This is a genomic window from Pontibacter rufus (assembly GCF_015694705.1).
GTDB classification, from domain to species: domain Bacteria; phylum Bacteroidota; class Bacteroidia; order Cytophagales; family Hymenobacteraceae; genus Pontibacter; species Pontibacter rufus.
Genome location: NZ_JADQDR010000001.1, coordinates 671,487 through 697,289, shown reverse-complemented (window position 1 = coordinate 697,289; position 25,803 = coordinate 671,487). Strand labels below are relative to the sequence as shown.

Genomic DNA, 25,803 nt, shown 5'->3' with positions numbered 1-25,803 from the left:
AGCTATGCTATGGCTGATTTGTTTTATACTCAAAAACATAGCCATCCCGGAAACCAATTAATTCCGAAGCCTTGGTAGCAAGCAGGACACTCGCAGGAGCTGCGCACGCTGCGAGGTCTACGCATATTTTATACTTCGGCTGGTATCATACCCCTGCTGGTGCGAGCTTGTAGCTCGTATCTTTACACCGACAGCGTTAAGGAAAGTACGAGCTGCAAGTTCGCACTAGCGGAAGTCATCCTTCAGTAGCGAATCATATTGGCTTTTTCGAAGCAAGTCTATAGACGCCATACTTTATATCTGGGATGAAATGAACCAGGCTATGTATGGTATAACAAAACACCCTTATCACCTGCCAAACAATCCTTTATCCATAAATTAAGCTTTTGCCTCTTTCAGGCGCTGGCGCATGGCTTCGTAAAGTATAATGCCGGTGGCTACGGATACGTTCAAAGAGCCAATCTGCCCCATCAGCGGAATACGCAGGCGGGCATCAGCGCGCTTCAGGTATTCCGGCGAAATACCGTCTTCCTCGCTGCCCATGATAATAGCTGTCGGCCCGACCATGTCCACGTCATCATCCGCCAGGCTTTGCTCCGTCTTTTCGGTACAGGCTACCAGCTGTACGCCATAATCCTTGAGGTAATCGAGGGTATCCTTCAGATTAGGCTCGCGGCAAACGGGTATAAGGTGCAGTGCGCCGGCTGATGTTTTAATAGCATCAGCATTGATTTGTGCACCGCCGCGGCTGGGAATAATGATAGCATCCACGCCCATACACTCTGCATTCCGGGCAATAGCGCCGAAGTTGCGCACATCCGTAATCCGATCAAGTATAAGCAGCAGCGGATTTTTGCCCTTTTCAAACAGCGATGTTACAATCTCGTTCAGAGGGGCGTAAGCAATAGCTGAAAGGAAGGCCACAGCGCCCTGGTGATTTTTGCGGGTCAGGTTGTTCAGTTTCTCAACGGGCACCGACGCCACGGGCACATCCAGCTTTTTGGCCAGGTCCGTAATCTCATCTGTGGTGCTGTTGCGGCTGCCGCGCTGCAGGAATATTTTTTCCAGTGTTTTACCGGCCAGCATCGCCTCCAGAATGGGCCTGGAGCCGAAAATCATTTCTATTTTATCTTCTTTGGGTGCTCTGGGGCTACCATAGCGGCTGCCTACGTTCCTGTTATACCTGCTCTCCATTTTGCTACTGTGCTGTACCAGCTTTCCTCGTACTCGGGGCGCCGTATCAGCTCATAATGATTCGTAGTAAAGGTATTCTCTTTTTTGGTAAAAACGAATTTCACGTATGGCGACGTTTCAGACTGGCGGTATATCCAGGTTTCGGAACCGGCGGTATGGCTAATGTCGCTGGGCGGGCCGTAGATAATGTAAATCATACCCCTGTCCGTAGCCCAGCCTGCTTTATGCGAAGTATAAAGCCTGTTCGCCGTCTCTACGCGGCTGTAGTATGTGCGGATCAGGCGGCGCGCCTCATTTTCGTTGCCGGCTATTTTAAGCCAGAACCGATCTACGGCCTCCTTGGTATCTGCCGCTTGCATCATGGCTTCCCGCTCTGCAGAAGTGGTCAGATAAATAAGCGGCGGCAGCAGTTCTTTTGCCATGGTTACCTTCGGATAAGCATTTGGCTGCACCAGCAAGCCCCTCGGAAACCTGCTGTCAGGCGCCAGTAAGTATAAGCCGGGTTCCTTTAGGCTGAACGTATCACCAGGCACTATACTTGTTTCTTCCAGCACCGAGATGGTACGCGGCACAGCCTCCTGCCTTGCAGACATTGGTGGCAGAGCGGGTGTAAAATCAGCTTCGAAGCGCTGTAACATCAGAGTGCCGGGCGCTGCACTGTAAGAGCGAAGCAGCAGGGGCGTAGAAGTGGTTGTGTAATCCTGGAATACCGGCTGCCCGTTTGTAGCCTGCACCAGCAGAAAGTCTTTCTCCGGCATACTTGCCTGCAGCGGCACCTTAAACCTGGCCCCCATCCGCTCATTGTTCTCAAGATCCTGCCAGAGGCGCAGGTGCAGCACATTAGGCTCCTGCACCAGTTGCCGCGGCAGCGCCAGTTGCAGCACCAGCCCCTGCGCATCTTTGCGGCCGGCAACGGTTACATTCACCGAGTCTGACTGCAGCAGCGCATCCCGTTCCGACGCGCCGGCACGAATGCTGTAAATCATGTACTTAGCCGTTTGCGGTACATCCAGCACCTGCCGCACATCCTCGAACCGCAGCAGCAGGTATAAGCTGTCGCCACTACCGTAGAAGCGTTGCTGTAATATTATCTCCGGTATAACTGGCTTTGCCATCACAGGCTGCATTCTGGCCAAGGGGCGCAGACGCGGCCCGCCACACCCCCAGGAAAACAGCAAAACAGAAAATAAAATCAGCGCAAAGTGCTTCATCTGTGACAGGATAACAAGGTGAACCTGAAAAATTAAAGCCGGGCTACCTGCAGGCAGTCCGGCTTTAATTACTGCCTTCCGCTCCTTTTTGTTTAGCGGCGCATGCGTTGCAGGTACTGCATAAATTGCTGTTGCAGCTGCTGCGCACGGTCTTCCATCCCGATTTCCTGCGCTATGCCTACCAGCTGCTGCAAAATAACCATATTGGTCTGTATCTCCGTATCGAACAAAGCGCCTTTCTCAAAATAATAATCCAGGGCCTGCTGCGAATTTTTCGTCATTTCGTCGAGTATCTGCCTGGCTTTCTCTTCTTCGCCTATCTTCATCATAATCGGGATGAACTGCGGCGTGTAATAATCATACGGCACAGCGTTGCCGGGCATCACATCGAAGCAATGATCCACAACTTCTTTTGCTCTGGCCACATTGCCGTCTTCCAGGTAAGCTGTAGCCAGTTTGGCAAACTTATCGCGGGCGTTGGCCGAGAAGCGCAGGTAATTTTCGTCGTAGTAAATGTCCGGGTTGTTGAAGTTGCGGAAGCTGAACTTTTTCATCATGTTGTTATACATCACGTCTTTGTTCACGTAGCCCTGCTCTTCTTCACTAGCTGTTTTTACAGGCACTACCCGGAAAGCAAGTCCGTCCAGCTGGAAATACTGCGACAAGCCGATAAAGTCTGCACTGTTCACGGTAGTGGAAAAGTAAATCGGGCGCTCCCAGTTATTGGTGCTCAGCAAGTCTAACATAATGAGGTGCTTTTTCTCCAGAAGCGACTTGTTAATGGTCCATTGCATGCGGTCCGTTACCTGGTTCTGCTTTTCGGCGGGGATAAAGCCCATCTGCTGCACCAGGCTTGTGTCTACATTCAGGAAGAAGTTGTGTGTCGGCATGGTCATCAGCGTTGTACCTTCGCCGTACTGCACCTGCAGCGCCGGATGGTTTTCTTTCACCAATTCTATAAACTGCTTCAGGTCGATGCCGGCGGCTACCTGCGGGCGCTCCATGTAAGGCAGGTAATCATTGGTGCCCTGGCGGTAGTTTTCGTTCTCCAGCGTCAGCGGCCACGGCGCCGATTTATACGATTGCCGCTTCATCTGGTCGATGTACCAGTCGGTATTGAGATAGCTGAGCACAGCCACGCGCACATCTGTCCGGTATCCTTCCACTTCCTGCACATACCAAAGCGGGAACGTATCGTTGTCGCCGTTGGTGAAGAGGATGGCGTTGGGGGCACAGGAATCCAGCAGGTTCTTGGCAGAGTCTACGGACTGGTAGCGGTCAGAGCGATCGTGGTCGTTCCAGCCTTCTGCGGCCATTATAACCGGCACCGAAAGGCAGACAACAGTAGCCAGGCCCGCCTGAGCCGTTCTGTTCTTCAGCACTTTCTGTATTAACTCTGCCACGCCCAGCACACCCAGGCCAATCCAGATACTGAAAGCGTAAAACGAGCCTGCAAAAGTATAATCACGCTCGCGCGGCTCTGATGGCGGCTGGTTTAAGTATAAGGCAATAGCGATACCGGTAAAGAAAAACAGCAGGCCAATCACGAAAGCATCTTTCTCTTTTTTGCGTATCTGGTAAATCAAACCAAGTATACCCAGCAGCAGCGGCAGCAGGTAAAAGCAGTTGCGGGCCTCACTGTTCAGCACCCGATCCGGCACATTAGGCCCTCCCTTGCCAAACCACAGCACCCCGGCATTCTGCACATCGCTCTCGCGGCCTGCAAAGTTCCACAGGAAGTAGCGCCAGTACATGTGCCCCAACTGATAACGGAACAGAAAGCTCAGGTTCTGGCCGAAAGTCGGCATCTGGCCTTCACGCAGATCAACCCATTTTTTATACTCATCAATGTGTTGTGGCTGATCGCTGTAAATGCGGGGGAACAGGGTTTTGTCTTTGCTCTCGTATATCGGCTCAATCTTGTGGCCTGTAACAATATACTTGTCTTTTCCTCTGATGTATCGGGGTGCGCCCTCTTCCTGGTCAACGGGCTGGGCATTGTATTGCGGGCCATAGATCAAGGGGCGATCACCGTATTGCTCGCGCTTCAGGTAAGCCACCACGCCCAGGATGTCATCCGGATCGTTTTCGTCAATAGTCGGATCATAGCTGGACCGGATTGGAATCATCATATAAGATGAGTAACCTATCAATACAAATACCAGGCAAAGCAGCGCCGTGTTCAGGATGCGGTTGTTGTGCCTGATGGAGTAGCGGATACCATATACAATGGCTGCTACCACCAGCACTACAAATACAATAACGCCGCTGCCGAACGGCAGGCCAAGCGAATTCACGAAGAACACTTCCACGTCGCCCGCGACCGAAGGCAAACCGGGTATGATGCCCCATAGGATGGTCAGCAGCACTACGGCACTAATCAGGAAGGCTACTACACCGCCCCAGAAAGTGGGCTTGTATAAGCGGAAGTAATAAATAAAAGCGAGCGCCGGAATAGCTACCAAGTTGAGCAGGTGCACCCCGATGGAAAGGCCTACCAGGTATGCAATCAGGATAAGCCATTTGTCGGAGTAAGCTTCGCCGGCTTTTGCCTCCCAGCGCAGCATCGCCCAGAATACGATCGCCGTGAAAAAAGACGACATGGCGTATACTTCGGCTTCTACGGCGGAGAACCAAGCGGAGTCAGAGAAAGTATAAGCCAGCGCTCCTACCACGCCGCTGCCCATAATGAGCAGGATGTTGCCGGTTGTGGGCTGTTCGCCTTCTTTTATAAGTATGCGCCTGGCCAGAATCGTAATGCTCCAGAACAGGAACAAAGAGGTAAAGGCGCTGCACAGACCAGAAAGAAAGTTAACCCACCAGGCTACCTGCGTTACATCGGAGGCAAAAAGCGAGAACATGCGGCCTATCAGCAGAAAGAGCGGTGCGCCGGGCGGATGCGGTACCAGCAGTTTAAATGAGCTGGCGATAAATTCCCCGCAGTCCCAGAAACTGGCGGTCGGTTCGAGTGTAAGTACGTAAACTGTAGCGGCGATCAAAAATACGATCCACCCCACGATGTTATTTATCCTGCGATAATCAGTCATAACGATAGTTGATTCAGCCCCGAAAATAATAAATAATGTTAAGGGAAGGCTACTTTTAAAAGTTTAAAATCAAAAAGCCGGCCATTTGGCCGGCTTCCTGTTGCTAAATCCTTATAAAAGGGGTTATTTCTGAAGTATAAGGCGTTTTGTTTCTACAGTTTTGTCGTTCACCAGCAAGCTGTAAAAATACACGCCGGAAGGCAGGCTGCTCATATCCAGTTGCACAACTGTGTTGGCACTGGCGGGCAATACTTCGGCACTCGTTACCACCCGTCCAATGGTGTTGGATATTCTGATTTTATAGTTGTCGTTGGCCGTCAGGTTGAGCGAAAAAAGCGTAATGCCGCGCGACGGGTTCGGGTAAGCGTTAATAGAAGGCAGTTCCTTGATAAGGTTACGGCTGGGTGCCAAAGCAACAAGACTTGCCGCATACATGTTTCTATCGGTTCTGAGTTCCAGTGTATGAAATACCTGGCCTACAGCCGATGCATAAATTTTAGAACACGAATGCTCCGCCACATCTGTAAGAATGTGCGGGTGCGCGTTTTGTGCCGAAGGAGCCAGCTGCGAATGCTGCTCCGATACAAAGGCCCACACGGCCACTCCGCCCTTGTAAACAGGCAACACCCCCGCAATAGCCTCGCGGGATATTCCCTTGCAGTATGCTTTCCCGACAAATCCTGTCAGGTAAGTGCCCAGCAGCATAACAGCCAGAAATATTTTTTGAGTAGAAATTATCATATTAAGATCCTCTTTTTTACTAATATTGACTATTGCAACCAAAGATAGTTTAAAATATTGAAAAAATTAAGCGTAAATCCGAAAGTATTTACAAACGAGTATAAATCCTTGTAAGCCTTAAATCAGCCTGACGCAGAAAACGCCTTCCATTCATACTTGATTATATATCAACAATTACGCCAACTAACCGATAAGTCGTAATTTATACTTGCTTTTCTTCCATTTAAGCCTACAAAACATCTGCTTTTCTTTATGGATAACCAGGTATAACAGAGAAGTGCGGGCATCAGCACATAAAGTACACACAAGCTGAGCCAGGAGATAATTACTTTGCTTTTGCCACTTTTAATTAAGCCACAAATACTAAAAACAGGATGCTTATACCTGGCTTGTTAATCGCCGAAGTATAAATAAGCCAGGCAAACCAGAACCGGATCTTCAGATAACAAAAGCAATTTCCTTAAAGGAAAAGTAGTGCAACAGCCCTTTTATTTCCACGCCCAGCCGGCCGTCGTCATCAATACCCGTTATCATTCCCTGCACCTGCCGGTTATCCACTATAAAAGGGTGCATTTGCTGGTAGCGGAACAGTGCCTGCAGGTACTCATACTTCAGCCGGGCAGTTTTGCCGTTGCGCAATTCCAGGTAGCGTTTTTCCAGAAGTTCCATCAGTTGAGCCACCAGCGCTTCCACATCCAGCGCATGGCCCAGGCAGGCGGCCAGCGAAGTAGCCGTCGGGAACTGAAACTGCAACTGGTTTACGTTTAAACCAATTCCGATGATACTGTGTTGTAAATAGTGGCTGCTTATGGTGTTTTCTATTAAAATCCCGCCAAGTTTCTTACCTTCAAAGTATAAATCGTTGGGCCACTTTACCTGTGCCTGCACCAGCCCCTGCTCGCGCAGCAGATCGAGCACGGCCAGCGACACGGCCATGTTGAGGAAAAACTGATGACGGGCGGCCAGAAAGGTGGGCGACAGGATAACGGAAAGCGTAATATTTTTTCCGGGTTCAGCCTCCCAGGTATTTCCGCGCTGGCCACGGCCACTGGTTTGTTGTGCCGTAAGCACCAGGCAGCCCTCTGTGGCCTCATTTTTGATAAGAAGCTGCTGGGCCTCTGAGTTAGTAGATTCACAAACCGGCAGAAAAAAAAGCTGCCGGCCCATAAACAGCGTATTAGGCACCATACATTACATTAGAATTTAATACTTTTGTACTTCAAATTTAAGTAGCTCAAATGAAAGAAACCAAGGTTGAGGCTAATTCAGACATATTGGCAGAACTTGTAGTGAAAGGCATGCAGGAAAGAAAAGCCTTTGATATTGTAGTTATTAACCTTAAATCACTTAAAAACGCTGTATCTGATTACTTCGTCATAGCATCCGCCAACTCCGATACCCAACTCGATGCCATTGCTACTTCCGTAGAGGAAGAAGTGTTTAAGGCGGTTCGCCAGAACCCCTGGCAAAGCGAAGGCCGCACCAACAACGAGTGGGTGTTGCTGGATTATGTAGATGTGGTGGCGCACATCTTTTTGAAAGACAAGCGGGCATTTTATGCGCTGGAGGAGCTTTGGGGCGACGCCAGCATTGAGCATGTGGCAGCTGTTTAACCTTTAGGGCTATACCAAAACAATTGGTGCGGCCCTATGTTGTTTATACATCCGAAATTAAACATTCATGGCAGAGAATAATAAACCAAATAATAACAAGAAGAAGAAACCGATTATCCCCAACACGCCGCCCCGCCCAACCATGCAGTTGTGGATGCTGGCTGTGCTGCTACTGATCATCTTCGGCTTAACCTGGCTCAACAACAGCAACACCTCAGTAGAAACCACGCAGAAGGATTTTGAAGAAATGCTGCTCAGCGGCGATGTCAAGAAACTGACTATCGTGAACGACAAAATCGTGGAGGTATACCTGAAAGAAGAGGCCCTGCAGAACGACAAGTATAAAACCGAACTGCAGGACCGCGGCAGTTTTGCTGTAGATCAGGGCCCGCAATACCAGTTCCAGATTATCTCTCCCGAAATATTTAAGGAGGACCTGGACAAGCTTCAGGCAGAAGTGCCACGCGATCAGCGCGTGCCACTTACAGTAACCAGCCGCACCGGCTTTGCTGACTTCTTTGTGCAGTGGGGCTTCCTGATTCTGCTGCTGTTTGGCTTCTGGTTCCTGATGCGCCGCGTAACAGCGGGTGGCGCAGGCGGCCAAATCTTCAACATCGGCAAGTCTAAAGCAGCCCTTTTTGATGCAGAGAACAAAGTAAAGATTACGTTTAAGGACGTGGCCGGCCTGGAGGAGGCCAAAGAAGAGGTGCAGGAGATTGTAGAGTTCCTGAAAACGCCTTCTAAATTCACCATACTGGGTGGTAAAATACCTAAAGGCGCTTTGCTGGTAGGTCCTCCCGGAACAGGTAAAACCCTGCTGGCCAAAGCTGTTGCCGGTGAGGCCGATGTTCCGTTCTTCTCGCTTTCCGGTTCCGACTTTGTAGAGATGTTTGTGGGTGTGGGTGCCGCACGTGTGCGCGACCTCTTCAAGCAGGCCAAAGCCAAAGCGCCCTGTATCATCTTTATTGATGAGATAGACGCCATTGGCCGCCATCGCAGCCGTGGACAGACTCCTGGCGGCAACGATGAGCGTGAAAACACACTGAACTCCCTGCTGGTAGAGATGGACGGTTTTGCTACCGATTCAGGCGTAATTATACTTGCTGCTACCAACCGGCCCGATACATTGGACTCCGCGCTGCTGCGTCCCGGCCGTTTCGACCGCCAGATCAGCATCGACAAACCGGATATTAATGGCCGCACGCAGATATTCAACGTGCACCTGAAGCCGCTCACATTAGCTGAGGACGTAAACTCCAAGAAGCTTGCTGCGCAGACACCGGGTTTTGCTGGTGCCGAAATTGCCAACGTTTGTAACGAAGCCGCTTTGATTGCTGCCCGCCGTAACAAGAAGGCCGTTGACCAGCAGGATTTCAACGACGCGATTGACCGTGTAATCGGTGGACTGGAAAAGAAAAACAAGATTATCTCACCAGAAGAGAAAAAGATTGTTGCCTACCACGAAGCTGGCCACGCGATTGCCGGCTGGTTCCTGGAGCATGCCGACCCATTGGTAAAAGTAAGCATTGTACCACGCGGTGTGGCTGCGCTGGGCTACGCACAGTACCTGCCAAAAGAGCAGTTCCTGTACACTACCGAGCAGTTGATTGATGAGATGTGCATGGCCCTGGGCGGCCGCGCTGCAGAAGAACTGGTATTTGGCCGGATTTCGACGGGTGCACTAAGCGACCTGGAGCGCATTACCAAAATGGCCTACAGCATTGTAACCATGTATGGCATGAACAGTAAAATCGGTAACGTATCGTTCTACGATTCGAAGCAGAGCTCCGATTACTCATTTAACAAACCATACTCCGAGGCCACAGCCCAGACCATTGACGAAGAGGTACGCAAGATTATTGATGCAGCTTACCAGCGCACCAAGCAGTTATTGATAAGCAAAGAGCGTGAGCTTGAAATAGTATCGCAGGAGTTGCTTGAGAAAGAAATCCTGTTCCAGAACGACCTGGAGCGCTTGGTTGGTCCGCGTCCGTTTGAGGCCCTGACTACTTACCAGGCACACACAGCCGGCACCGACCGCAGCGAAACCAAGAGTGAGGCGGAGCAGCTGCATCCGCAACTGGAAGTTCCGGAAGAGAACGGACTGACACAGCACCCCGAGCAGGAAGAAGGCGTTGTGCCCGGCACCCCGTTAGGCAATGGCGCAGCAGCGCCGGAAAAACCAATTAATTCGAGAACAGCTTGATGAGTTAGCAGGCATGTACGAAGCAAAAACCAAGGAAATAGTATTAAGAAGAGTAAGAGAGGCGCTGGCTAAGTCGGCGCCTTTTCTGCCTCCTACCCCTGACTTTACCTCTCCCCTGCACGCGCCCGTGTCAGAAGACATGTCGGTGGCCTTTGCGCAAAACTTTATCAGCAACAGCGGGGTTTTTATGTATTGTGAGGATGAGGAAGACTTCTTTGACCAGCTATACGTTTACAAAAAGGAGCAGCAGATCCGGAACCTGTTTGTGTGGGAGCCTAACATCCAGCGCATCCTGCAATATGCTGGCATAGAGTTTTCGGGTGATGAGGCAGATTTTATAGCCCATGCAGATGCCGGCCTTACTACCTGCGAAGCACTGATTACACGCACAGGCAGCATTCTGGTGAGTTCTGCCAACGCCGCCGGCCGCCGGTTGAGCATTTATCCCGACAACCACCTGGTAATAGCCAAGGCAAGCCAGATGGTGCCCGACATCAAAGATGGTCTGAAGCGCATCCGCGATAAGTATAAAGGCAGTTTCCCTTCTATGGTATCGCTGGTAAGCGGGCCGAGTCGCACAGCCGATATCGAAAAAACATTGGTGATGGGTGCGCACGGCCCCCGGCAGCTCGTACTCTTTTTAATCGATGACCTTCCGCATTAACCAGCTGCAGCCAGGCAGGAAAGTATACTTTGCCTCCGATTTTCATCTGGGCGCACCAGACGCAGCCACAAGCCGGGCCCGCGAACAGAAAATTGTGCGCTGGCTCGATATGGCCCGGCAGGATGCCGCCGCTATACTGCTGGTAGGCGACATTTTCGACTTCTGGTTTGAGTATAGGCACGCCATCCCCAAAGGCTTCATCCGGCTGCAGGGCAAGCTGGCTGAAATAACCGACGACGGCATACCTGTGCTGTTTTTCACGGGCAACCACGACATGTGGATGTTCGATTATTTTCCGGAAGAACTCAACATCCCTATTCTGCGGCATCCGATTTCAACCAGTATAGGCAACAAAACCTTTTACATCGGCCATGGCGACGGCCTTGGTCCCGGCGACCATACTTATAAACTCCTCAAAAAGATATTTGACAACAAGGCCTGCCAGTGGCTGTTTGCCCGCATTCACCCGAACCTGGGCATCGGTATTGCCAACCAGTGGTCGCGAAAAAGCCGCATCAGCAACATTAAAAAAGACGAGGCCTTTTTAGGCGAGGATGAATGGCTGCTGCAATACTGCCGGGAAGTAGAAGCGCAGCAGCACCACGATTTTTATGTGTTTGGCCATCGCCACCTGCCCCTGGATTTGCCTATCGGACAGAACAGCCGTTACGTGAACCTGGGTGAATGGGTTAATTATTATACCTATGGCGTATACGATGGTGACACGCTAAAACTGGAAACCTTTGAAGGCTAGCTCATACTTGTTTACATTTTGGCTGCTGACCATACCTGCGCTTGCGCAAAAGCAGGCGCCGCAGCTTCTCTTTAGCCACAGCATCCCGGCAAGCTCCCCAACTGCTATTTCGCAGGATCGCAGCGGCAACGTATACCTGCTGGACGACAAGTATAACCTGCTCCGCCTCGACCCGCTGGGCAGGCCCATAGATACGTTCTCGCCACCCACCCGCGGCCGCATCAGCACCATTGAGGCCTGGAACCCCATGAAAATGCTGCTGTTTTATCAGGATCGCCAGGATGTTATGCTCCTCGACCGGTTTATGCGCCCTATCAGCAGCATTAATCTTACTGATGTCAACTATCAGGGAATCGCCAAAGCCGCCTCGCTGGCTGCCGACGATGGTTTCTGGCTTTTTGATGAGACGAACGTTACGCTAAGCAAGCTGGATGCGCATCTGCGCAAGCCTGTCATAGAAACCCCGCTGAATCTGATTCTGGACAAAGAGCACTTTGATGTGCGGATGCTGCGCGAGTACCAGAACATGGTATACCTGCTCGACTACAACAGCGGTATTTTTGTATTCGATAACCTGGGTAACTATCTCAAAAAGCTTCCTCTTACAGGTGTGAGCTACATCGGCTTCCGTAACAACGAGCTATACTTTGTGCAGAAGGATGAACTGCATTTTCTCGATCTGTATACTTTAGAAGAGCACGTTCAGCCGCTGCCACACAAATTATACTTATCAGCTATCGTAAACGACAGCCGCGTGTTTCTGTTCAGGCAAGGCGCTGCAGACGTTTATATACCTGAGTAGCGCTTAATCAGCCTTTGCAAAAAACTTAAGCCCGATTACGCCGCACACTATCAGCAGCAGGCACAGGATACGAACAAAGTCACGCGGCTCGTTCAGAAAAACAATACCTATCAGAGCGGTGCCCACAGCGCCGATGCCCGTCCAGGTGGCATAAGCGGTACCCAGTGGCAGTGTTTTCATAGCCTGCGCCAGCAATATAAAGCTCAGAATCATTACCACCACGGTGGCTATACTTACGCCAATTTTTGTAAAGCCTGCGCTATACTTCAATCCAAAGGCCCAGCCGATTTCGCAGATGCCGGCTAGCACCAGGTATATCCATGCTGTATTCATAGCTTATTTTTCCGGTTTAATGATGCGCAAAGGTACGCGTTATCAGTAAAAAGACACAGGTAGCAGTTATATAGATATGCCACAACTTGTTGGAAAAACTTCAGCAAGAACATTAATCAAATTCCGGACTTGCAACAGTATAGCAGAGGATTTTCTTTACCAGCTATACTTTATTTATAAGCCATCAGCCACTGCATTATCGGGCGCTTTGCCCTTGTAACTCATACTTTGCTGTACCGGCATTTCCTCCAACTGCTCTCGGAAAGCACCATCAGGCATACTCTACGCCCTTGTCGGAGTGAAACTGCTATTTGCTACGATGTTGGACAAAGAAAGCAAGGTGGCCAGAACGCTTAGTTAAACTATCGTCAGTTTTGAACGAACCTTTACTGCCGCTGCCAACCGTACTATTTGTAACAGTACCATTTACATATTGCACATAACAGGAGACATTTCTAAATGGAATGTAACAACCGAAAAACAGTTGTAGCGGCAATTTATCTGTTTACAACAAATCGCATTTTTGCAAAAAAAGAGTTAAAACACAGATAGTTTTATATATTTACCATCCTTAAATCATTCAGAATAAATAAACCCAGATAATGGAAAAAATTAAAGTAGGTGTTGTAGGTACGGGCTTTATTGGCCCCGCTCATATTGAAGCGCTTCGGAGGCTTCCGAATGTAGAAGTAGCCGCACTTTGCGAGATAACCGAGGATTTGGCTAAAGAAAAAGCTGCCGGGCTTGGCATTGAGCGTTCCTATACGTTTGAGAACCTGTTGAAACAGGATGATATCACAAGCATTCATATTTGTACCCCAAATTTCCTGCATTACTCCCAGTCAAAGCAGGCTTTGCAGGCGGGCAAGCACGTGGTATGCGAGAAGCCTTTGGCAAAAAATTTAGAAGAGGCAGAAGAACTCGTGCGTATTGCCGCCGAAACCGGCTTGGTAAATGCCGTTCACTTCAACCTGCGGTACTACCCGCTGGTGCGACAGATGAAGACCATGCGCGAAAAAGGAGAGTTGGGCGACATTTACTCTTTTATTGGCTCTTACCTGCAGGATTGGTTATTCTATAATACAGATTACAACTGGCGTTTAGAGCCTGATAAATCCGGAGATTCCCGCGCCATTGCTGACATTGGCTCGCACCTGATGGACGTGCTGGAATACATTACCGGCCTTAAAACAACTTCGGTGATGGCTGATTTTAACACTATTCACAAAACCCGTAAGAAGCCGCTGAAGCCTGTTGAGACTTACTCTGGTAAAATGCTGACTCCTGAAGATTATGCCGATGTGGAAATCAGCACCGAAGATCACGCTAACGTTCTATTACGCTTCGATAACGGCAACAGCGGGGTTATTACCGTGTCGCAGGTATCAGCCGGCCGTAAGAACCAGATGAAGCTGGAGATCTCAGGCTCAAAGCAAACGTATGCATGGAATTCGGAGGCTCCAAACGAAATGTGGGTGGGCAACCGCGACGGTGCAAACCAGGTACTTATGCGCGATCCTTCGCTTGTACATCCCGAAGTGCGCTCTCTTATCACTTTTCCGGGTGGCCACAACGAAGGCTTCCCTGACACCTCCAAGCAAATGTTTAAAGAGGTGTATGCCGCTATTGAAGCAGGCAGGCAGCCTGAGAACCCGACCTTCCCGACATTCGCAGACGGCTACCGTGAGCTGCTTATCTGTGAGCGGATTTTAGAGTCGAACCGCAAGCGGGGATGGGTAGCTGTTTAGTTCAGCAACTATTAAGTATAAATAAGAACCTTAACTATTAAAAAGAGTGGGCGCCAAAACAGGTGCCTGCTCTTTTTAATATAAGCCTGCTGAGAATATACTATACTGTCTTTACTCTTTTTTACCCGGAATCACGCCCTTACTTCCTCCCCGTTTTCAGCACATAGATGTTGCCGGGAGAAGTAGCCAAATCGTATTCATATACCTTTTTCAGAGCCAAATTCTTTAAATCGGCATCGCCTGACACCAAAGGTTCCTTTATCTTCGGCACCTGATATAAAGGGTTAGGATTCGCACCCTTTGCTTTTTTCAGCCCTTTGCCAGCCAGCGGGAAGAAAGAACGGATTCGGCAGTTGCCTCCTAAAGCAGACCGGATCGTTACGTCCTCTGGTTGGTTGTCTGCCCATTTGATATCCACCTCAAATCCTCCCCTCGCTTTGAGGCCACTGATGCTGCCTTCCTCCCAGGCGTCTGGTAAGGCTGGTAAAAGATGAATAGCTCCATCCTGGCTTTGCAACAGCATTTCAGCAATCCCTGCCGTACAGCCGAAATTGCCGTCGATTTGAAAAGGGGGATGCGCATCAAAGAGATTGGGGTAGGTGCCTCCCTTTTGCTTTCCATCCGGTTGAATGGATGGAGACAACTGATCCTGGATGAGTTTAAAAGCATGGTTGCCATCCAGCAGCCGCGCCCATAGGTTTACTTTCCAGCCCATCGACCAACCCGTAGACTCATCGCCACGGGCTAACAGGGATGTCCGGGCTGCATCAAACAACTTTGGCGTACGGTAGGGGGATATCTGATTGGATGGATAAAGCCCGTATAAGTGTGATACATGCCGGTGATGGTCCTGTGGGTTGTCCCAATCGTGCATCCACTCCTGGAGCTGCCCCCACCTGCCCACCTGCATCGGTGGTAGTTTTTTCAGGCTTGCCTTCATGTCAGCCACCAGTTCTTTATCGGTACCAAGCAGTTCCGCGGCCTTGATAGTCTTGGTAAACAGATCAAACACCAGCTGATTATCCATCGTAGTGCCGGCAGAAATGGACGAGCCAGGGTGAGCGGTGGGCGCATTTTCCGGAGAAACAGAAGGCGCAACCACAAGCCACTGATGCTCCGGTTCCTCTACCAGAAAATCAAGGTAAAATTTCGAGGCTTCTTTCAGGATAGGATAAACCGATGCCAGGTATGCTTTGTCGCCGGAAAAGGCATATTTCTCATATGCGTGCTGGGAAAGCCATGCGCCACCCATCGGCCACATGCCCCAGAAGGCGCCGTCCACAGGGCCGTTGATGCGCCAGATGTCTGTGTTGTGATGCAACATCCACCCCTGTGCTCCATACATGTCCCGGGCGGTTTGCCGGCCGGACTGCGAAAGCTCGCGGATCATCTGTACCAGCGGTTCATTCAATTCCGTTAGATTGGTGATCTCCGATGGCCAGTAGTTCATCTCCGTGTTGATGTTCACCGTGTATTTACTGTCCCAGGCCGGGGTAAGCTGGTCATTCCAGATCCCCTGCAGGTTGGCTGGTTGCCCGCCCGGCCGTGAAGAAGAGATCAGCAAGTACCTGCCAAACTGGAAATACAGCGCTACCAGGCCGAGATCCTGCCCGTTTTTAAATTGTTCGATCCGCTGATCGGTGGGCAGGTTCACGGCACCCGTTTCGCCTAAACTGAAGTTTACCCGATCAAAGTACCGGTTAAAGTCAGCCACATGCTCCTTGTAAACTACCTGGATATCTTTCTTCAGGGCCTTTTGCAGGTAAGCATCCGCTCGCGCTGCCGCATCACCACCGATATCTTTATAACTGTTGAAGTTGGATGCGATGGAAACATAGATGGTTACTTCATCGGCCTGCTCTACCTGCAAACTGCCTTCGCTGGCCTTAACCGTTCCACCTTTGGCCTGAATTTTTGTCTTGGCCTGGAACTGCACTCCCCCTTGCACCCCCTCAAAATCCGCCGTCCTGCCGGCCAGGATAAGGGCGTCGTTTCCCTGTGAAGAAACGATGGCGTTAGCCGGCCTGTCCATGGTAGCGGAAAAACTGATGGAACGCGGCTTATCTGCTGTTATCCTGACCACAATCACCTGATCCGGAGAAGAGGAGAACACTTCCGTTTTGTAGTTAACTCCATTTACCTGGTAACGGGAGGTGGCTACTGCTTTTTCAAGATCAAGTTCCCGATAATAGCCGGTATAGTTCTCATGGTCCTCAAATGAAAGCTTCAGGTTGCCCACCGTTTCATAGGGCATTCCCTGTGAGGTTTTGCTGATAAATCTGTCATTCACAAGTTTCTGGGCTTCCTCATATTTATCCTCGAAAATCAGTTTTCTGACCTCCGGAAGCGCTTCCCTGGCCCGTGGGTTATCATTGCGGTTGGGCTGTCCGGCCCAGACTGTGTTCTCATTCAGCTGGATCACTTCCTGTACAGGATTCCCGAACACCATGGCTCCCAAGCGACCATTTCCTACGGGCAGGGCCTCCACCCACTGCTTCGCCGGCTGAGTATACCACAGTTTTAAAGGGGCATCAGGTTGAGCAGACACCTTGAACAGGAATACCAGATTAAATATCAAACAGCATGCAATTCTTCTCGCTAACATCATTTTATATTATTCTTATACTTATCCGTACTTTCAACTATTATAAGCTTTAAACCTGAAATGGCTTTGTGCTGAAGTATGACTAAGAAGACTTAACCTTAAAACCTCATTGTACGATAACTACTCCGCCGTTTGGTTGAATGGTAATGGATATATTCCCTCTTTTATTTACCTTCACCTGTTTGGTGTAGCTGGAGCCGTCTTTCCGGTCTCCGTAAAACTTCACCTCCTGCCCGGCCAACATTGGGACGCTGATACTGAGCTTTATCGGCTCGGCCAGCGCATTTACTCCTGCTATATACCAGGTATTGCCATGCCGACGCGCTAACACACAATACTTCCCTGGATACCCGTCTAGGAACATTGTCTCATCCCACGTAGTCGGGACCTGCTTCAGAAAACCGATCGCAAAATCCGGTGCATCGCGCAGGTTGTTCGGCGCAAGGGCAAAAAACTGTACCGGGTTTTGGAAAAGGACTGCGGTGGCCAACTGAAAGACGTCTGTTGTTTTTCTGTAATTACCTCCGTCATTTGTCCTGTTGTAGCGTTTATTCAACACCACGCCGCCGAATTCCATGCTGCCCACGGCATTACGGATGAAGGGATGCAAGGTGGCATGAAGAGCTTCCATGTCGTTGGCGTGCTGACTGAACATTAGGTTCTCAGAGGCCAGAACGGCCTCGCTGCCGACATAATTCGGGAACATCCGCTCCCACCCTCTTGGGAGTGTGGTGCCATGAAAAACCACCATTAAACCATAATCATTGGCATCAGACAGGATATCTTCATAGAGGCGCATCGTTTCCTGCTTATCCCCCCCGAAGAAATCCACTTTAATACCTTTCACCCCGTTTTTCCTCATCCACTGCATTTCCTTTTTCCGGGCAATGGCCGTGTTCATTTTATTCTTGGGTGTCTGAGGGGCATCATTGACTACCCCATTGGAGTTGTACCAAAGGAAAACCCCAATGCCTTTTGACGCAGCATACCTGATTAACTCCTCCATACGCTCATAACCGATGCGCTGGTCCCACCAAGTATCTATTAAAATAAACTGATAACCTAGTTGCGCAGCCAGATCGATGTACGTTACCTGATCGGCATACTTCATACTTTGGTCCTGCCACATGATCCAGCTCCAGGTTCCTTTGCCATACTCGTAATCGATAGAAGGCTCATATAAGGGTTCTACCACATCATAAGGGATGGTCGTTTCCACTATCGGCTTCAGCCCCTCGCCTACCGTAATGGTTCTCCAGGGGGTAGTAGCCGGCACACCTATCGCGGCACCAGTACTTCCGAAACCATTGTTTTCCTTCTCGTCAGGAAAAGCAATGGTGTAGGTGCCGTCGGCAGTAGGATCGCTCAGATGAGATCCACAGTAAAGCCCTCTCACGCCCGTCTCAGAAATAAGCACCCACTTGTTATCTGTCCGAAACAGGCAGGGGAAGGTATAGCCCTGGCCATTGGCAGAGCGGGCAGCAATGTCCTGTTCTAGTTGATACCCTTCTTCATAGCTCGGCTTTGTTCTGGCAAACCCCACCATGGCTTTGGACTGGGGTGTTAAAAAGCCCTTGGCATTTTGAGGCAGATTAAAGCCTGTAGCTTCCTTTTCCACAACAAGTGCCAACGGTTCTCCGGATTCCGGAATTTCATACCGGAATGCTATATTGTTATTGCTCACCCTGAAAACCACTTTCAAAGATTTATTGCTTTTGTTGGCAAAGGAGCAAACTAGTTCGTTTGCCTGATAGTGTATTTCAGAGCGCTTGATCTTCTCCTGCCTGTAAGTATTTCGAATTGTATTCCGTACCGTGTCCACCCAGGCCAATTCGTCAGAATAATCTACCAGGTTGGTTTTAAGCCCTAAGGGAGAGTCCTCCAGCACTGTTTCCCCTCCTTGCGCCACGCGATAATAAGGCTGTCCCTGTTGCAGGAACACCTCTACCTGAAGTTTGCCATTCGGACTTTTGACTTTTGCATTTTGTGCCTGTGCCAGGCACGGGAAGGTTAGCAGTAGATAGATAATATATGGCAAGGGTTTACAGATAGTGCTTCTATACTTCATAAAATTAGGTTGTGTTGTTTGCATGATTGACTGAGCTTATGCCCTGCATCCCGATCCCGTCTGTCTGTATCCTTCTCCTGCTGAAGTGCCCGGCCCGCTGCCACCACACCTGCGCTTTCAGGGCCGGCTTCATGGGCAAACCGGAATGCCCGCTTGAACTAATCTTTGGTAGCGGCCGGGATGTCCAAACTCCTGTCGTCCGAGTGCTTTGACGCCGTTACAGGTTAAAACAGAAGTTGGGAGAACATATACAGGTCATTTTTCCAGACGTTGAAGTCATGCCCACCCGGTTCCACATAAAAAATATGGGGAACATTGTGCCTGTCCAAGTAATCATGTGTGCGCTTACTGAAGTTCATCAGGTTGTCGTCCGTACCACAGGAGATCCAAAGCAACTGCAGCTTTTCTTTTGCCGCCTCCGAGTCGGGGAGCAGTTCGTTCGGCACCTTTGTATTTGGTGCGGACGAGAACCCTCCTATCCAGGCAAATTCATCCAGGTTGCCCAATCCAAAATTGAGGCACTGGCCGCCTCCCATAGACAGGCCCGCTAAAGCCCGTTGCTTCCGGTCTTTGTAAACGGGATATCTCTTTTCGATGAAAGGGATCAGGTCGTGCAGCAGGTCTTTTTCAAAGTTGGCAAATGCCTGTACCTTTACGCTATCGAAAACGTTACCCACCGCCCGGTCGTCTTTCATGGCCCGGCCATTGGGCAGCACCACCAACATGGGCTTCAGTTTGCCTTTTGCATACAGATTATCCAAAATAACCTGGGGATGGCCGTTCCGCAACCATTCGTATTCATCACCGCCTATCCCATGTAACAAGTATAAAACCGGGTATTTCTCTTTTTTGGTGAATCCCGGAGGAATATAAACCAAGGCCTTTCGCGTGGTACCCACTGTTTTTGAATAATACTCCACCGTATCAATTTGCCCATGAGGAATATTTGCCTGTAGCTGATCAAATCCTGTGGGGGCCCTGTTATCCAGATGCTGTTGCGCCCATGAAAATGGAGCAAACAGCAGTATGTAAAGAGCTACAAGTATAACTTTCATTGCCTCTTCTGTGTTTTACTGTAACATATACAAAAACATGCAAAGCTATATACCATGTTGCCAGGTATTTATCTCCGGCAACATGGTATATAGCCATCATGAAATACTTTATTCCCAGCCTGGTGTTTGTTCCAGTTCCTCGTTTCTTCTGAGTTCAGCTGTTTCTATGGGAAGAAGATTCATTTTCTCCTGGTAAGGATTTTTCACCAACAACTGAACAGGAGTATAAGTTGTAGCGCCTGTAGATAAGTTCCTGACGATATCCATTCCACGAATGGGTCTGTTTTCAATTACATCTGCGATTTTCCATCTCCTGATATCAAAGAACCTATGCGCTTCAAAAGCCAGTTCAATTCTTCTTTCGTTATAAAGCCGCTGCCTGAGGTTCTCTCCTGTTACTGAATTAGGTATAGGCGGCATTCCTACCCTTGCCCTTACTTTTGAAATATATTCTCTCGCGGCAGCCTCATCTCCTAACTCAAACTTGGCCTCTGCATAATTCAAGTATATCTCTGCCAAGCGGAAGTATGGCCATGGAATAGTATAGGTGGTCTGCCAGTTAAGAGGGCCGTCTTCCGGCATAAATTTTTTCATGATATAACTGCTGCGTGGATTATCGCTGCTTTGCTTCCAGGAATCATATCCCCATTGATCTCCACTCGCCGCTATCCACATTTCATGCAAATCACCCCGGAAAACAGTGGAATCGTGAATGATGGTGGCATCCATTCGGGGGTCTCTGTTCTTGTAGGGATGGTTGGGATTATATCCTGAAGCGGAATTGATAGATTGCACATCACCTGACCAGGTAAAAGCCGGCTCGCCGTTTATCATGTCATAATCGTCCACCAGGTTTTGAGAAGGCCCATTACTTGCCCACCATCCGCCATATCCTCCGTAGCGCCTGCCAATGTTATGCATGGGTGCCTGATGACCGTTTGTCGTGGTAAAGTTTCTTGTAAAAATAAACTCATCTTGCTGTGCGCCGCTGGGCCTGTTAAACAGCTTACCATAATCAGGATAAAGAGCGTATCCTCTGTCATTGTTATTAATAAAAACAGCTGCTGCGTCGGCAGCCTTTTGCCATTTCTGCTTATCGTTCGATGGGTTGAATAAAGGAGAAGCCGCATACAAAAGCACCCTTGAGCGCAAGGCATAACTCGCGTCTTGTGTAGCCCTGCCGTAGTTCGCGTCGCCCGATAGATATCTTTCCGGCAGATTAGGTATTGCTTCCTCCAAATCCTGTTCTATGAAAGCAACGACCTCATCAACGGAATTTCTCTTGAAAGACACCGAACCTGCGTCTTCTAAATCATACGATTGGGTTACAACAGGTACGCCTCCGTATCTTTCGAACAGGTTAAAATACACAAAAGCTCTTAGGAATTTAGCCTCCGCCACGAGTTGCTCCCTGTCTTCGAATTGCAGTGCATCCGGGGCAGACATCTTCTCCAGAAAAACGTTTATTTTTCTGATATACTGGTATCCTCGGCCCCAATAAGCCATATACCCTCCCCAAAAGTCTCCACCACTGGCACCTTCAATATTATCAGGGGTATAGTTGTTAAGTTTGAAAAGATCGGCTCCACAACATGGAGCACTGTTGTATGCTTCATCCGTGTATTTAGAATACATGTGAATATAAAAACCATGCGGAATGCCATTATACAACTCATTATGATAAGCCCTGATCAAGTTCTCGTCAGCCCAAACAGCATTTTCTGCAATGCGGTCTAAGGGATCGATCTCTAAAATATCCTTCTTGCACGAAAAGAGAACACTGGAAAGTATTAAAAATATTCCTATTAGCTTTTTCATATATCAGGTTTTAAAATTTAATACTGCCTCCGAGGTTAATGACCCGTTGTGGAGGGTAGGTAAGATAGCCACCACTGAATTCAGGATCTGCCCATGTGATCTCTTTAGACCAGGTTGCCAGATTGAATGCACTGGCAAAGACGCGGAAGCTCTTCAGGAATTTGGTCTTGGCCAGGATCGATTCCGGCACACTGTATCCCAACTCAATTGTTTTTACTCTTATGAAAGTGGCATCAAACAGAAAGAAAGTAGTATTACCAGGCTGCCATGCGTCTGCCCTTGGTTTTGTGCCATTAATGTTGTTTACTGCCCAGCGATCGGTTGCTCTCCAAATTGAAGCATTTGCAAAATCAGTCCCTCCAAGGGCCGCAGCAGTACCATCATAATTATAGGCCCCGGTTTGTCCCTGCATAAAAATATTTAAATCAAAATTCTTATACTGGAAATCCGTGTTCAGCCCAAAGACATACCGCGGAATGGCAGTATAAGGCACTCGGTACCGGTCTTTATCATCAATGATGTTATCGCCGTTCAGGTCTACAATTTTTATATCACCTACCTGGGTATTATCATGATGAGGGTAATTATCCAGTTCTTCCCGGGTATTGAATATGCCGTCTGCCTTGTAATAAAGATCCGAACCCACAGGATTTCCAGTATAGCGTTGGTATGGTTCTGCAGGCGGCACTTCGTCCAGTTCAACTACCTCGCTCCTTTGGTAAGCTACATTGCCGCTCAAGCTATATGTGAATTTATCGATAGTATTTGCATGTGTCAGGATAAGTTCGTAACCATGCGAGTTTACTTCCCCGAAATTTTCTGATGGCAGACCAGAGAAACCAAATACATTACTCACTGATAGATTGCGCGTAATAAGAATGTTGTTTCTATTTTGCTTCCAGTAGGTGAAGTCAAGGCCAAGCTTTCCTTTCCACAGTTTCGCTTCCAGGCCAACATCCGTCTTCTTGGCCCGCTCCCATGTAATTCCAGGATTTGGCATCACGTCAGGATAAATGCCCGGAGCGTCATTGGTCCCAAAAACATAATTGTTACCAAACAAATACGACTGCAGGTATTGATACGCACCTACTCGATCATTACCAAGCTCGCCATAGGAAGCCCTGATCTTCAACTGATCTACAAAAGGAAGGGCATCTCGGAAGAACTTTTCTTCAGACAAGCGCCACCCCGCGGAAATGCCAGGGAAAAAGCCGTACCGTTTGCCTTGAGGGAATATTTGTGAGCCGTCATACCGGAATAAAAATTCTAAAAGGTACTTTGATTTGAAATCATAATTCAAACGGCCTAAATAGTTATCATAAGCACTTTCTGATGCTGACCCGCTGTTATCCTTGTCCTCCGCAGCCGTACTTCCTACATTGATCTGATCGATGGCAGTGCTCAGGAAATTCCTTCTGAAAGCGCTGGCAAACGTGAATGTATTTTGCTGTTGCTCCCGACCCAACATCGCAGTGATATGATGATCTTCTAAAAACGTCTTATCATAGGTAACCCTAAAATTATAAAGCATGGTGGTCCACTTACGATAACTGTCATTTAAAGAAGCCGCCGCCTGACCTGTTCCCTGCTTTTTGTCATAACCGCCTGTTACTGTGTTGTACTCGTAAAAGAAATAGGGCAGGCTCCATACTTTCTCGAACTGATTACTTAGGTCATAATTAAAGGATGCATCCAGCTTAAGCCCCTGCACAAAAGGAACCTTATAGCTTGCGGTGAATGTAGAATAAATCGGATTGTCTTCAATTTTATCATAACCGCGCTGGTCAATTAGCAAAGGGTTTTCACCAAGCCGGCCCGGACCAATCAGTCCGTTCGGATAACGGGCAACAATGGTCGGATTGGCCTGTAAAATATTAATAAAATTATCACCTTGGTTAGTAGATGAATAAGTTCGCCTGTTCAAGATGGCATAAATGTTAGCCCCAATCGTCAGATTCTCAGTCAAATCGATATCCACTTTTGTACGAACATTGTACTGTTTATAAAAAGTTGGATCGTTTCTGAAATTACCATCCTGTTCCAATGCACCAAAAGAAAGCAAATAGCGAACATCATCACTACCTCCATTCACCTGGAGATTTAGGTTTCGCTGATAAGAACTAGGTTTCAGCACCTCGTTCACCCAGTCTGTGTTTGGATACAGGACAGGGTCAGAACCATCCCTGTATTTTTGTATAGCATCAGCCGGAAACTGGGGAGTATAGCCGGAGTTGCGATTAGAACGGTAAAACACTCCTTCATTATAAACTTCTGCAAATGTTGCGGCATCCAGCACATCGGTAACTTTCGTAGGACTGGACAGTGCGTGTGTATAAGTAAGGGTAAAACTGGGTTTCCCTTTTGAACCGCTTTTGGTCGTCACCAGGATTACACCGTTCGCAGCACGGGCGCCATAAATAGCCGCAGAAGCATCTTTTAATACAGAAATACTTTCAATGTCTTCCGGATTTAATCTTCCTAACTGGCTTCTCTGCACCCCGTCAATAATCACGAGAGGGGAACTATCATTTAAAGTACCTACTCCTCTGATTAAAATGGCTGGGTCGTCCCTACCCGGCTGACCACTTCTCTGGCTTGCTGTCAAGCCAGGCAAGCGGCCCTGAAGAGAAGCGGTTACATTTGCAGAAGGGCTTCTGGCAATTTCTTCACCCGTTACCTGAGAAACCGAACCTGTCAAGGTTTCTTTCTTTTGTGTGCCATAACCTACAACTACAACCTCCTGCAATGCTTTTGTATCCACAACAAGCGACACATTAATAGTAGACCTGTTGTTAATCGGTATCTCCCGGGTCTGATAACCGATAAAAGAGACAATTAAGATTCCATTACCGTCCGGGGTAGCAAGAGAAAAGCTTCCATCTGCATTGGTAGACGTACCTATAGTAGTGCCTTTTAACAAAACCGTTACTCCCGGCAAGGTTTCACCATGCTCATCGGTAATTGTACCGGTAACAGTAACGGTCTGGTAGGCGCTCTTTCTCTCAAGTCCAGCCTGGTTCTGCTGAGCCAGCGGCTCCCTTTCAGCAGCGGCTTTCGTGAGAATATAGGAAGCAGCAGTACCCCGGAATGTGCCGGCTTCCGGCAACTCCTGGGCCTGCGCGGCATACTGCATGGTGTACGCTCCCAGGAGCAGCAGCGATAGCCTCATCCTGCTCTTGAAATTACCTAATTTCATATTACCTGAAAAGACTTCTAAAGTTCTTGTCCTGTATTGTAGCTGTTTTTCCATATATCTAACATAAACATGCTTATATAAAACCAAGCGCCGGCGGCTCTGTTGAAAAAGATTGTTTTAAAAGCTGCGGTTACCAAATAAATGATAACTCACGAAGATAAACACACGTCCGGAATCGCTTTAGAAGACTGTTCTTCAGGCATATAGAAATATAAGTTCTTCCCAACCCCCGACCAGCAATGGCTACCCATTACATCCTCAATTAAGTAACGCCTCACTCATGTAGTATTCCAAAAATAAAACGTCTATGAATGACTTCGACCCTCTATCTTATCCTATCATTCACGTTTATTATCACAGGAATGCAAAAACATACTTTTTTAGAGAATATCCGGGAAAGCAGAGGCATCAATGCTCGCTACATCGCTGTATAAGTGTCATATGAACCGGGCAACTGCACAGGAATAGTTTAGGCATGCTATCATTGCTAATCAGATACAGCGTCTGGTATCACTCCCATACTTATTCCACACCATTGCTACAGCGCCGGTAAACTGAACGACAACCTGCTATCTTTGATTAGGGGCATTATAGATCATCAGACTTAAGTGGGGAGGCGTATCGATCAGGACATATCGCAGCATCCTTCTATATACTTCCTGATAAACTCCCAGGAAGGAGCTAGGCCGCCGCCGAGTGTAGCGCCCAGAACTCTTCAGGCAGCACGAGTGCTGGCCGAAAGATTTCG

The 25,803-nt window shown here is 48.7% G+C and carries 16 protein-coding genes and 1 pseudogene; 6 read left to right on the top strand and 11 right to left on the bottom strand.

Annotation, left to right across the window (positions count from 1 at the left end; genetic code table 11):
- Nucleotides 1-378: 378 nt before the first annotated feature.
- The 5 genes from rlmB to I2I11_RS03135 all read right to left on the bottom strand — a co-directional run bounded on the left by rlmB (nt 379) and on the right by I2I11_RS03135 (nt 7,381).
- Nucleotides 379-1,194: a 23S rRNA (guanosine(2251)-2'-O)-methyltransferase RlmB gene (gene rlmB, locus I2I11_RS03155; RefSeq protein ID WP_196266186.1), complete on the bottom strand. Its 816-nt coding sequence runs from the start codon at nt 1,192-1,194 to the stop codon at nt 379-381.
- Entirely contained in the window at nt 1,167-2,309 is a 1,143-nt protein-coding gene (locus I2I11_RS03150) for a GWxTD domain-containing protein (protein WP_196266185.1), read from the bottom strand. The genes rlmB and I2I11_RS03150 overlap by 28 nt, the downstream gene beginning before the upstream one ends.
- A gap of 188 nt (nt 2,310-2,497) precedes the next feature.
- The gene (locus I2I11_RS03145; RefSeq protein WP_196266184.1) at nt 2,498-5,452 is read right to left on the bottom strand and encodes a glycosyltransferase family 117 protein; all 2,955 of its coding nucleotides are present in this window, start codon (nt 5,450-5,452) and stop codon (nt 2,498-2,500) included.
- Nucleotides 5,453-5,575: 123 nt separating this feature from the next.
- Nucleotides 5,576-6,193 (bottom strand): T9SS type A sorting domain-containing protein, encoded by a 618-nt coding sequence (locus I2I11_RS03140; protein ID WP_196266183.1) that lies wholly within the window; start codon nt 6,191-6,193, stop codon nt 5,576-5,578.
- Between the two features lie 438 nt (nt 6,194-6,631).
- Complete coding sequence (locus tag I2I11_RS03135; protein ID WP_196266182.1) at nt 6,632-7,381, bottom strand: biotin--[acetyl-CoA-carboxylase] ligase; 750 nt, start codon at nt 7,379-7,381, stop codon at nt 6,632-6,634.
- A gap of 50 nt (nt 7,382-7,431) precedes the next feature.
- Here I2I11_RS03135 and rsfS point away from each other — a divergent pair, with 50 nt between their 5' ends.
- The 5 genes from rsfS to I2I11_RS03110 all read left to right on the top strand — a co-directional run bounded on the left by rsfS (nt 7,432) and on the right by I2I11_RS03110 (nt 12,232).
- A complete protein-coding gene (gene rsfS / locus I2I11_RS03130) occupies nt 7,432-7,806 on the top strand; it encodes a ribosome silencing factor (protein WP_196266181.1) in 375 nt (124 codons plus the stop codon).
- A gap of 67 nt (nt 7,807-7,873) precedes the next feature.
- Entirely contained in the window at nt 7,874-10,012 is a 2,139-nt protein-coding gene (gene ftsH / locus I2I11_RS03125; protein ID WP_196266180.1) for an ATP-dependent zinc metalloprotease FtsH, read from the top strand.
- Between the two features lie 13 nt (nt 10,013-10,025).
- Entirely contained in the window at nt 10,026-10,676 is a 651-nt protein-coding gene (locus I2I11_RS03120) for a LutC/YkgG family protein (RefSeq protein WP_196266179.1), read from the top strand.
- Entirely contained in the window at nt 10,660-11,430 is a 771-nt protein-coding gene (locus I2I11_RS03115) for a UDP-2,3-diacylglucosamine diphosphatase (protein WP_196266178.1), read from the top strand. The genes I2I11_RS03120 and I2I11_RS03115 overlap by 17 nt, the downstream gene beginning before the upstream one ends.
- A complete protein-coding gene (locus tag I2I11_RS03110) occupies nt 11,420-12,232 on the top strand; it encodes a hypothetical protein (RefSeq protein ID WP_196266177.1) in 813 nt (270 codons plus the stop codon). The genes I2I11_RS03115 and I2I11_RS03110 overlap by 11 nt, the downstream gene beginning before the upstream one ends.
- 3 nt (nt 12,233-12,235) lie before the next feature.
- Here I2I11_RS03110 and I2I11_RS03105 read toward each other — a convergent pair whose 3' ends face one another.
- Complete coding sequence (locus tag I2I11_RS03105) at nt 12,236-12,565, bottom strand: DMT family transporter (RefSeq protein WP_196266176.1); 330 nt, start codon at nt 12,563-12,565, stop codon at nt 12,236-12,238.
- Between the two features lie 602 nt (nt 12,566-13,167).
- Between I2I11_RS03105 and I2I11_RS03100 the strand changes: the two genes are divergently transcribed.
- Nucleotides 13,168-14,313 (top strand): Gfo/Idh/MocA family protein, encoded by a 1,146-nt coding sequence (locus tag I2I11_RS03100; protein ID WP_196266175.1) that lies wholly within the window; start codon nt 13,168-13,170, stop codon nt 14,311-14,313.
- Between the two features lie 139 nt (nt 14,314-14,452).
- On the opposite strand, the gene I2I11_RS03095 is transcribed toward I2I11_RS03100, so the two are convergent.
- The 5 genes and pseudogenes from I2I11_RS03095 to I2I11_RS03075 all read right to left on the bottom strand — a co-directional run bounded on the left by I2I11_RS03095 (nt 14,453) and on the right by I2I11_RS03075 (nt 25,109).
- Nucleotides 14,453-16,861: a glycoside hydrolase family 95 protein gene (locus I2I11_RS03095; RefSeq protein ID WP_370582907.1), complete on the bottom strand. Its 2,409-nt coding sequence runs from the start codon at nt 16,859-16,861 to the stop codon at nt 14,453-14,455.
- Nucleotides 16,862-17,024: 163 nt separating this feature from the next.
- The gene (locus I2I11_RS03090) at nt 17,025-19,010 is read right to left on the bottom strand and encodes a glycoside hydrolase family 97 protein (RefSeq protein ID WP_230679856.1); all 1,986 of its coding nucleotides are present in this window, start codon (nt 19,008-19,010) and stop codon (nt 17,025-17,027) included.
- Between the two features lie 203 nt (nt 19,011-19,213).
- A pseudogene (locus tag I2I11_RS03085) lies at nt 19,214-20,041 on the bottom strand (alpha/beta hydrolase); the annotation flags it as partial.
- Between the two features lie 108 nt (nt 20,042-20,149).
- Nucleotides 20,150-21,859 (bottom strand): RagB/SusD family nutrient uptake outer membrane protein, encoded by a 1,710-nt coding sequence (locus tag I2I11_RS03080; RefSeq protein ID WP_196266172.1) that lies wholly within the window; start codon nt 21,857-21,859, stop codon nt 20,150-20,152.
- A gap of 10 nt (nt 21,860-21,869) precedes the next feature.
- Nucleotides 21,870-25,109 carry a SusC/RagA family TonB-linked outer membrane protein gene (locus I2I11_RS03075; protein ID WP_230679855.1) on the bottom strand — a complete coding sequence of 1,080 codons (3,240 nt, stop codon included), beginning with the start codon at nt 25,107-25,109 and terminating at the stop codon, nt 21,870-21,872.
- Nucleotides 25,110-25,803 lie beyond the last annotated feature (694 nt).